The organism is Lactobacillus sp. UMNPBX19 (assembly GCF_002553805.1).
In the GTDB taxonomy this organism is placed as follows: Bacteria; Bacillota; Bacilli; order Lactobacillales; family Lactobacillaceae; genus Lactobacillus.
The window spans coordinates 153,956-161,815 of the sequence record NZ_PCYR01000001.1; the positions used below are offsets into that span (position 1 = coordinate 153,956).

Genomic DNA, 7,860 nt, shown 5'->3' on the forward strand with positions numbered 1-7,860 from the left:
GTGACCGGAAGGTTTTTTTTACTTGGATGAAAGTACTGCCAAGATCAAAGCAAGAGCAAAAAAGAGAACCAATAATACAGCGGTAATCCTTTCCATTAATGCTTCAAATCCACGCTTCTTTGTCTGGCCGCTAAATACTGCACCGCCGGACAATGCGTTTAAGGCATCTTGTTGCTTTTGCGGCTGCATCAACGTAGCAATAATAATTAAAAAGCTAACAATGATGAGTAGCGTCATGACGATATTATACAAAGCGCTGCCTCCATTACCTAAATTTCTTACTGTACTGATTTTACCATATTTAGCTAATGAATGCTAAAAGAAAAAGGGAGTCACCTAAAGCAACGTCCCTTTTTCTTTTATTTCAAATATTAATTAAAATTGTTTGTGTAAGTTGTAGAAACTATGAATCCCTTTGTATTGAGCAGTTGAACCCAAAGCTTCTTCAATTCTCATTAATTGGTTGTACTTAGCAATTCGATCAGTTCTTGACATTGAACCAGTCTTAATTTGACCAGCATTAGTTGCAACAACTAAATCAGCAATTGTAGTATCTTCAGTTTCACCAGAACGGTGAGAAACAACAGCAGTGTAACCTGCTTCCTTAGCCATTTCAATAGCTTCAAAAGTTTCAGTCAAAGTACCGATTTGGTTAAGCTTAATTAAGATTGAGTTAGCAACACCCATCTTAATACCCTTTTCAAGGTAGTTAGTGTTAGTTACGAATAAATCGTCACCAACGATTTGTACCTTATCACCTAAACGTTCAGTGAAGACTTTCCAACCTTCCCAATCGTTTTCGTCCAAAGGATCTTCAATGGAAATAACTGGGTATTTGTCAACGATGTCTTCCATAAGTGAAGTCCATTCTTCAGCAGTGTACTCACGGCCATCAGCAACAGTCACATACTTCTTAGTATCCTTGTTGTAAAATTCAGAAGCTGCACAGTCAAATGCAATAGAAATATCTTGACCAGGCTTGTAGCCAGCACGTTGAATAGCTTCAACTAAAATTTCAAATGGTTCTTCGTTGTTCTTCAAGTTTGGTGCAAAACCACCTTCGTCACCTACAGCAGTTGATTCACCACGTTCTTGAAGCAAGCTCTTCAAAGTATGGAAAGTTTCTGCACCCATACGAACAGCTTCATGAAGAGACTTAGCACCAACTGGCATAATCATGAATTCTTGGATATCAACGTTGTTATCTGCGTGCTTACCACCGTTAATAACATTCATCATTGGAGTTGGTAAAACATGAGCGTTTGGTCCACCTAAGTATTCGTATAAAGGTAAACCTAATTCATCAGCTGCAGCATGTGCACTTGCTAATGAAACAGCCAACATAGCGTTAGCACCTAAACGACCCTTGTTTGGAGTACCATCAAGGTCAATCATAGTTTGGTCAATTAAACGTTGATCAGTTACATCTAAGCCAATAATAGCTTTTGCAATTTCACCATTAACGTTTTCAACAGCAGTTAAAACACCTTGACCAAGAAAACGAGACTTGTCACCATCACGTAATTCTACTGCTTCATGTTCACCAGTAGAAGCACCAGATGGTACAATAGCACGACCAAAGCCACCTAATTCAGTGTAAACTTCAGCTTCAACGGTTGGATTACCACGAGAGTCAAGAACTTCACGTGCGTGAATATCAGTAATAACAGACATGGAGATTCTCCTTTTTTCTTCTAATTCCGTTTAAATAAATTGTTAATTAATCTTGGTAGTTTACTAATGCTAAGAATGATTCTGGATCAAGAGAAGCACCACCAACTAAACCACCATCAATGTCAGGCTTAGACATTAATTCTTTTACGTTAGCTGGTTTTACTGAACCACCGTATTGGATACGAACATTTTCAGCAGTTTCTTCATTGTACAAGTCTTTTACAGTTTCACGAATAGTCTTGCACATTTCTTCAGCTTGATCAGCAGAAGCAGTCTTACCAGTACCGATAGCCCAAATTGGTTCGTAAGCAATAACAAGTTTAGAAACTTGCTCTGCAGTTAAGCCATCTAAAGCAGCTTTAATTTGAGCTACTACCCATTCATCTTGCTTGTTAGCTTCACGAGTTTCAAGAGATTCACCACAGCAAATAATTGGAGTTACGCCATTAGCAAATAAAGCCTTAGCTTTCTTGTTAATGTCTTCATCAGTTTCGTGGAAGTAACCGCGACGTTCTGAGTGACCAATAATACAGTAGTCAATACCCATTTCATTCAAAACTTTAGGTGAAGTTTCACCAGTAAAGGCACCTTCAACTTCAAAGTATGCATTTTCTGCACCAGTATGTAAGTTTGAGCCTTCAGCAGTCTTCTTTAAAACATAAAGATCAACTGCAGGTGCAGCAATAACTGATTCAACTTTACTTGGATCTGGCAACTTACCCTTAACTGCATTAACAAATTCAATGGTTTGTTCAGGGTTCATGTGTAATTTCCAGTTACCAGCAATAATTGGTGTACGCATTAAAAATTCCTCCTAATTTTACTTGTCAGAAACACAAGCGATTCCTGGTAATTCTTTACCTTCAAGGTAGTTAAGTGAAGCACCACCACCAGTAGAAATGTGGCTGATCTTAGGAGCGATTCCTAATTGCTTAGCAGCAGCAGTTGAGTCACCACCACCAATAATAGTTACAGCATCATTTAAGTCAGCTAATGCACGACCAACTTCCAAAGTACCTTCTGCGTAATTTGGCATTTCGAATGCACCCATAGGTCCGTTCCATACAACAGTCTTAGCATCTTTTAAGATATCTCTGAATTTTTCAACAGTCTTAGGACCGATGTCAAGACCCATTTCGTTGTCAGGAATATCGTCACCAACAACTTCGTGAGGAGCATCATTTGAGAATTCAGTAGCTGCAACGTTATCAACTGGAAGAACAATCTTGTCGCCAGCCTTTTCAAGCAAGCTCTTAGCAAGTTCTACCTTGTCAGATTCAAACAATGATTTACCAATCTTGTGACCTTGTGCAGCTAAGAAAGTATAAGCCATACCACCACCGATTAAAATGTGATCTGACTTAGGAATTAAGTTTTCAATGACACCAATCTTATCTGATACTTTTGCACCACCAAGAATAGTTACAAATGGGTGAACTGGGTTTTCAACAGCATCACCTAAGAACTTAATTTCCTTTTCAAGTAAGTAACCAGCTGCTGCAGGCTTACCAGCCTTCTTCATAGCAGTTGCAATACCAACGTTTGAAGCGTGACTTCTGTGAGCAGTACCAAATGCATCGTTTACAAATACATCACCAAGACTTGCCCAGTATTCGCCAAGCTTTGGATCGTTCTTAGATTCACGCTTACCAAAGTCGTTGTCAATATCTTGGAATCTAGTGTTTTCAAGAACGACAACGTCGCCATCCTTCATGTTGTCGATAGCTTCTTCTACTTCTTTACCTTCGTTTTCTGGTACAAAAGTTACAGGCTTTTCTAATAATTCACTTAAACGTTCTGCTACTGGACGTAATGACAATTCTTTCTTGTCAGCATCTGACTTAACACGACCCAAGTGGCTAAGCAAAATTGCTTTACCACCGTGATCAATGATGTATTTAATAGTTGGTAATGCAGCAACAATACGGTTGTCGTCACCAATAACACCATTCTTAATTGGAACATTGAAGTCAACACGAACTAAAACTTTTTTACCTTTAAGATCAAGGTCTGAAACGATTAATTTAGCCATTTAAACTAATTTACCTCCGATAGATTATTTGAAAAAAGGCGGAGGAAGTAATTCCCTCCGCCTTCTCTCGTCTGCTTACTTAAAATCAGTAATAAACAATTAATGATTAAAGAGTAGCAAATTTCAATAAAGTACGAACCATTTGGCAAGTGAATGAGTATTCGTTGTCGTACCAAGCAACAGTCTTAACTAATTGCTTGTCACCTGCAGTAGTTACCATGGTTTGAGTTGGGTCAAAGATTGAACCAGCAGTCATACCTAAAACGTCGCTAGAAACGATATTGTGGTCGTTGTATGCAAATGAAGGACTTTCGTACTTCTTAACTGCTTCGTTAACTTCGTCAGCAGTTACATCCTTGCTTAAGATTGAAACTAATTCAGTTACAGAACCATCTGGAACTGGAACACGTTGTGCGTGACCGTTCAACTTACCGTTCAATTCTGGAACAACAAGACCAATAGCCTTAGCAGCACCAGTTGAGTGAGGAATAATGTTGATAGCTGCAGCACGTGCAGAACGTAAGTTACCACCACGTACAGGACCATCTAAAAGCATTTGAGTTGAAGTGTAAGCGTGGATAGTAGTCATAGTACCAACTTCAATGCCGAATTCTTTTTGTAAAGCATTAACCATTGGTGCTAATGAGTTAGTAGTACATGAACCAGCTGAAACAATCTTGTCATCAGCAGTCAAAGTATCATCGTTTACGCCGTAAACAATGGTCTTCAAGTCTGAACCTGCAGGTGCAGAAATTAATACACGTTTTGCACCAGCCTTAAGGTGAGCTTCTGACTTAGCTTTGCTAGTGTAGAAACCAGTACATTCAAGAACAAAGTCAACGCCATCGTTCTTAACCCAAGGAATGTTTTGTGCTTGTGGTTCAGCATAAACACGGTACTTCTTACCGTCAACTACGATTGAGTCATCAGTTGCTGAAACTTCGTGGTTGAAAGTACCATGAGTTGAGTCGTACTTAAGTAAGTGAGCTAAAAGTGCTGGAGTAGTCAAGTCGTTGATTGCAACAACTTCAATATCTGAAGACTTTTCGCCTAAATCCATAATACGACGGAATGCTAAACGACCAATACGGCCGAAACCGTTAATACCAATTTTAACTGTCATATCCTATATTCCTCCTTAGGAAATATGTAAGTAACAATTTATTTTAAACGGGAATTACTTCCCCTTTAAAACCAAGTTTGAGGCTCCTTCATCCGTGATTAACCACGTTTGTTTAGGAGCATGATGCATGTAAGCTACAATTGCAGAGGCTTTACTAGCCCCAGCAGCAATTGCAAATACATGAGGTATTTTATCTAAGTCTTCTAATTGAAGACCGATCCGTGGGATACGTTTTACAAGTCTACCTTGTTGGTCAAAGAAATACCCAAAACATTCGGCCACAGCTCCATCATTTCGAAGCTTGGAACTAGTCATTACATCTAAGCCACGTCTTTTTGACATGACATCTGCTCTCCCAATTCCATGTATCACCATATCACTATTATAAATGTTTGAAATCGCATTCGCAATATCTGTGTCTTGAAGCAATAAAGTCAAAGCCTCAGATGAAACATTTTCAGGTAAATATAGCCCTTTATGCTTTCCACCTGTCTCAGAAGCCATCATCTGAGCAACAGTATTACTCTGGATTTCAACGCTTTCTCCAACTGCTCCTCTTCCGGGAACAAATAACAAATCCCGATAGCGGCTTAATTTAGGAGAAAGATGATGTGCCACTCCCGCCACAGTAGTACCACCTAAAACGGTAATAATACTTTTTCCTAATGGTAAAAGTAAATCAAGTGCCGAGTTAAGTTGTTCACCCATTAAGTCAACAACGCGCTCTTGTCGATCCATATCACCAGGAACAATAATAGCTCGATCGATCCCTAATTTTTGTGCCAATTCAATTTCAGTTTGACTAGCGTTAAACAAACGATCGATTAAAGGAGCAGCTTCTTTTAAAGTTCTCTTTCCTTTATCAGTTAATTCCATACCGTAGCTCTGGATATTAATGAGTCCTAACTGCCGTAAATAATCAGTTTCAGTTCGCACATTGCGCTCGCTTAATCCTAATTTTTTAGCAACAACTCTTCGCCCAACTGGAGCTAACAGCGAAATCTGTTCAAGAACAAGAAAACGTTGCCGAATTATTTTTAAAACATCAGGAACTAAGCTTTGCAACAAGGTTAAATCCGAGTCCATTGCTCGCTCCCTCTATTGGGTCAAAAATGATACCACCATATGACGGTAAGCGACCCAAAAAGCTTAAAAATATTAGAGAGACGCGAATTAACTATATTTCAATTCACATTTCTCTCTCGACAGTTTTTAGTATAGCAATATCTTTTTTTAAATTCAAGATATATCATTCAGAATAATTAATTTGTACTTTCTACATTTTCTGATATACTTATTTTAGTTTGTCGTGCCCTTAGTGTAATGGATCGCACGTAAGATTCCGGTTCTTAAAATCTGAGTTCGACTCTCAGGGGGCGCATAAAAGCAGCCAGCGTATGCTGGCTGCTTTTTTGTATCATTTAATTACTCGGTTTATTTAGAAATAGCCTATCATTTGTAAGCGTTTTCGTTATAATTAGACTTGGTGTTAATTATGTACATAGACAGAAGGTTATTTTATGATCGAAGAAGAAAAAAGTCTGACGCCAAAAAAATGCTTTGGTCTACACTGGCAATGATGGCATTTTCAACTGTTTGGGGCTTTGGCAATGTTGTAAATGGTTATGTTTACTTCGATGGTACTAAGGTCGTTTTCAGTTGGGTTCTAATGTTTTTACTCTATTTTGTTCCCTATGCGTTAATGGTTGGAGAATTAGGCGCTACATTTAAAAATGCCAACGGTGGTGTCTCATCTTGGGTTAATGCGACCATGGGTGCAAAATGGGCATATTATGCCGGATGGACGTATTGAGCTTGTCACGTCGTTTATATTTCCAGTAAAGGTACCGGTGGCTTAAGAGCGATGGCTTGGGGAATTTTTGGAAATACCAAATGGTACGATGGTCTTCCAACAGCGTGGACTCAACTTGCTACTTTAGTTGTTTTCCTATTTTTCTGCTGGGTCACTAGTAAAGGAATTCCTGTTCTTAAAAGTTTAGCCACTATTGCTGGATCATCAATGTTTATCATGTCCATTTTGTTTATCATTATGATGTTTGCTGCTCCAGCAATTAACCCTCACGCAGGATATTATTCAATTAACTTTAATTGGAAAAGTTTAACGCCAACATTCAATATTAAGTATTTAACTTCTCTTTCAATTCTAGTTTTTGCTGTTGGTGGATGTGAAAAAATATCTCCCTATTGTAAATAAAGTTAAAGACCCTTCAAAAAACTTCCCGAAAGCAATGATGGCTCTTGCTATTATGGTTATGATTTCTGCTATTTTAGGAACATTTGCCATGGCTTTGATGTTTGATCCTAAGGTCGTTAACAATAACTTAAATGAATATATTTCAAACGGTGCTTATATGGCATTCCAGCGTTTAGGTGAATATTACCATGTTGGTGGCTTGTTTATGTATATCTATTCATGGTGTAACGTTATTGGACAATTTTCTACCTTAGTTATTAGTATCGATGCTCCACTTAGAATGTTATTAGGTAGTAAGGAAGCTAAAAACTTCATCCCTAAGAAACTCCTTAAAGTTAATAAACATTGAGCATATATCAACGGTATTTGGATGGTTGTTATCCTTTCCGGTGGTTTAATTGCAGCTCAAGCTTTACTACCAGATGCACAAGCTGTTATGGCACAATTAGTTAAATTAAATTCTACTACAATGCCAATGCGTTATTTATGGGTATTTGCAGCTTATATTGCTCTTAGAAAGCATCAAACAAAATTTGATACTTCTTATCAAATGACAAAAAATCAAGGTCTTGCGTATACTGCTGGAATTTGGTGTTTCATTGTAACAGCTGCATGTTGTATTTTAGGAATTTACTCTCCTGATCCATTTACACTTTTCCTTAATATTATTACTCCAATTATCTTGATCGCTTTAGGATTGATTTTACCAGCAATCAAGAAAAAAGAAGATGGTAATAATCCACTAATGGATTAATTACAAAGTGTCTGGGAAAAAACTAACTTTCAGATACCAAAAGACGATCAATCCAACTCTTA

6 protein-coding genes and 1 pseudogene are annotated in these 7,860 nt (G+C 38.0%); 1 reads left to right on the forward strand and 6 read right to left on the reverse strand.

Going from position 1 to position 7,860, the window contains the following annotated elements; all coding sequences use genetic code 11:
• Positions 1–18 precede the first annotated feature (18 nt).
• From secG to CP370_RS00850, 6 genes are all read right to left on the reverse strand, one after another.
• The gene (secG, locus tag CP370_RS00825) at positions 19–252 is read right to left on the reverse strand and encodes a preprotein translocase subunit SecG (RefSeq protein WP_004897700.1); all 234 of its coding nucleotides are present in this window, start codon (positions 250–252) and stop codon (positions 19–21) included.
• A 123-nt stretch (positions 253–375) separates the two neighbouring features.
• On the reverse strand, positions 376–1,674 hold the full coding sequence (eno, locus tag CP370_RS00830) for a phosphopyruvate hydratase (RefSeq protein WP_087712826.1): 1,299 nt from the start codon (positions 1,672–1,674) through the stop codon (positions 376–378).
• Positions 1,675–1,720: 46 nt separating this feature from the next.
• Positions 1,721–2,476 (reverse strand): triose-phosphate isomerase, encoded by a 756-nt coding sequence (gene tpiA, locus CP370_RS00835; protein ID WP_004893957.1) that lies wholly within the window; start codon positions 2,474–2,476, stop codon positions 1,721–1,723.
• 18 nt (positions 2,477–2,494) lie between these two features.
• Complete coding sequence (gene pgk, locus CP370_RS00840; protein WP_087712825.1) at positions 2,495–3,706, reverse strand: phosphoglycerate kinase; 1,212 nt, start codon at positions 3,704–3,706, stop codon at positions 2,495–2,497.
• Between the two features lie 106 nt (positions 3,707–3,812).
• Entirely contained in the window at positions 3,813–4,829 is a 1,017-nt protein-coding gene (gene gap / locus CP370_RS00845; RefSeq protein WP_003647012.1) for a type I glyceraldehyde-3-phosphate dehydrogenase, read from the reverse strand.
• 54 nt (positions 4,830–4,883) lie between these two features.
• Complete coding sequence (locus CP370_RS00850; RefSeq protein ID WP_004897703.1) at positions 4,884–5,915, reverse strand: sugar-binding transcriptional regulator; 1,032 nt, start codon at positions 5,913–5,915, stop codon at positions 4,884–4,886.
• A 434-nt stretch (positions 5,916–6,349) separates the two neighbouring features.
• Here CP370_RS00850 and CP370_RS00855 point away from each other — a divergent pair.
• A pseudogene (locus CP370_RS00855) lies at positions 6,350–7,798 on the forward strand (APC family permease).
• Positions 7,799–7,860: the final 62 nt, after the last annotated feature.